General features: G+C 37.1%; 3 protein-coding genes. All 3 read right to left on the bottom strand.

Going from position 1 to position 2,161, the window contains the following annotated elements; translation table 11 throughout:
* Positions 1–111 precede the first annotated feature (111 nt).
* The gene (locus AC1DRF_RS24380) at positions 112–411 is read right to left on the bottom strand and encodes a TIGR04104 family putative zinc finger protein (RefSeq protein ID WP_016764349.1); all 300 of its coding nucleotides are present in this window, start codon (positions 409–411) and stop codon (positions 112–114) included.
* Positions 412–563: 152 nt separating this feature from the next.
* Positions 564–1,736 carry an MFS transporter gene (locus tag AC1DRF_RS24375; protein WP_477741910.1) on the bottom strand — a complete coding sequence of 391 codons (1,173 nt, stop codon included), beginning with the start codon at positions 1,734–1,736 and terminating at the stop codon, positions 564–566.
* Positions 1,706–2,161, bottom strand: a 456-nt coding sequence (locus tag AC1DRF_RS24370; protein WP_477741909.1) for a MerR family transcriptional regulator, incomplete at its 5' end; no start/stop codon positions are given. The genes AC1DRF_RS24370 and AC1DRF_RS24375, both read right to left, overlap by 31 nt.

The raw sequence follows: 2,161 nt of genomic DNA, 5'->3' as shown, positions 1-2,161 counted from the left end.
GTTCTTCTACTATTGAATGCTGGGTGGGTGTATTATCAGCGCCATCACGGAGAGCAGCTAGACGGTAAAGCCGCATAAAAAAACCTTCCGTTTTAACGGAAGGTTTTTTTATTACCACAAGGGTTCTTCTTCGCTGCTTACTTCATAAGAAAGTGGCATCATAACAACCGCTGCTATGAAGAAAATAAGCTCCGCGACAACAATGGATGGAAAGGAAAAGTCAAATAGTGAGAGAATAAGCCAAATAATAAGGGGTGCAAATGAGTAGATTGATAATCGCTTTTGGGATTTTGCAGAGATATACTGTTGTTTGTCACAGTGTGGGCATTCTAAAACGTTTCTAAATGTTAACAGTTGTTTAAAGGTTGTCCTCCAGTTCCATTTATGATTACAATTTTGACAGGTGGCCATGGGCATCACGCTCCTAAAAAGATTTATGTACATATAAAGTATACGTACAAGTTGGTATAGAGTTTCATTTTTATGATTAAAAACGTTTTTACTATTATAACATAAAACAAAATAAAAGGCTTTTCACAAGAAAAAGCCTTTTATTTCAACGTTTATTTAGATACAGCTTCATTCGTTTGAGAAGTTGTTTTTACTTTTATAACCATAATAACAAAAGCTAGCAACCCAAGAATCGCCGCTACGAGAAAAGGAGCTTGAGGCGCTACGGCATTGCCGATAACTCCTGACAATAAAGGAGCAAACGCTGCGCCTAACCATCTTAAGAAATTATATCCTCCAGATGTAATTCCTCGTTCATAAGGAGATACTTCCATTACATGACTCGTAAATAATGCATTATTAAGTCCTGATACAAGACCTGCTGCCATGATTAAAACAATGCGCAACCATGTTGCATCAAAGGCAAATAAACAAATTAAAATAAGTGAAAAAATAATTAAGCTAACATGTAACACTTGTTTTGGTTGATATCTTTTTTCTAACTGATGTGCTAAAACCGCTGAGCCATAAGCTAAACATAATCCCCATCCAAAGAAAACAAAGCCAATTTGAAGAGCTCCGATCGATAGAATAAGCGGCGTATAAGCTAACACTGTAAAAAATCCGTAGTAATAARGCATGCCTGATACAGCGCCTTGAGTAAATGGTTTTAATTTATAAAGTTTTACCATGTCTTTAAAACCAGCTGCTTTACGAGCCTTAGTGCTTGCAGGCTGTTTAACAATTGTTAATACTAAAATAAAGGCGATAAAAATTAAAGCACTTGTACCGAAAAACGGCAATCTCCAAGAAGCATTTCCTAACACTCCTCCTACAAGCGGTCCTCCGGCCATTCCCAAACCAATTGCAGCTTCATATAATCCTACTGCTTTTTTTACTTCACCTGATAATGCAATAAGCAGCGTCATAGCTGTTGCAAAGAAAAACGAATTACCAAGTCCCCATCCTGCTCGGAAAATGGAAAGCTGAGGAATATTGTTAGAAAACCCGCATAGTGCTGCAAAAATCGTCACAATGATAAGTCCTGTTACCATCAAACGCTTGTCTCCTACACGTGATGCTAAGATGCCTGCTGGAATCATCATAATAGCCATCATTAACAAATAGGAAGTAAATAACATTTCTACTTGCCAATGAGAAGCTCCAATTTGCTTAGCAATCTCCGGTAAAATCGGATCTACTACCCCGATTCCCATAAATGCTAAAAAAGTAGCTACTACCGTAATAATTTGACCTAATCGGTTATTTGAATGCTGTCCTTCCACTCTTTCATCTCTCCTTTTGTTTTTGTTTTTTCATGTATTTCCATAGCAGATTCTCGCATTTCTTTTAATTCTGTTTTAAATGCCTGCATTTTAACCACTTTAAATTCAATCATCTTGATTTGATTTTCCAGTAAATTTTCTATTTTAGTTATCTCTTTCGCTGATAATCCTTGCTGCTCACTTCTTTCTTCAATCATTCTTTTGAGCGATATAAACTGCTGCAGCTCCTGTAAAGAAAAACCAAGAACTTCTTTTGCTTCTGCTACTTTTCTTAGTTCTTTTACCTCTTCTTCGGAATAAATCCGTGCATTTCCTTTTGTACGCTGCKGGGGCAAAATGAGTCCAATCTCTTCATAATACCGAAGGGCACGCTTAGTCAAACCGGTCATTTTCGTCACGTCATCGATTAAATACATGCTTTCCCC

The sequence above is a fragment of the Priestia sp. P5_B4 genome, assembly GCF_056400385.1.
The sequence above is the reverse complement of the archived record's forward strand: the minus strand, read 5'-3'. Positions and strand labels throughout refer to the sequence as shown.

Coding starts and splice junctions, on each gene's coding strand:
- AC1DRF_RS24380 (WP_016764349.1), bottom strand. CDS start 411: ATGGCCACCTGTCAAAATTGTAATCATAAATGGAACTGGAGGACAACC.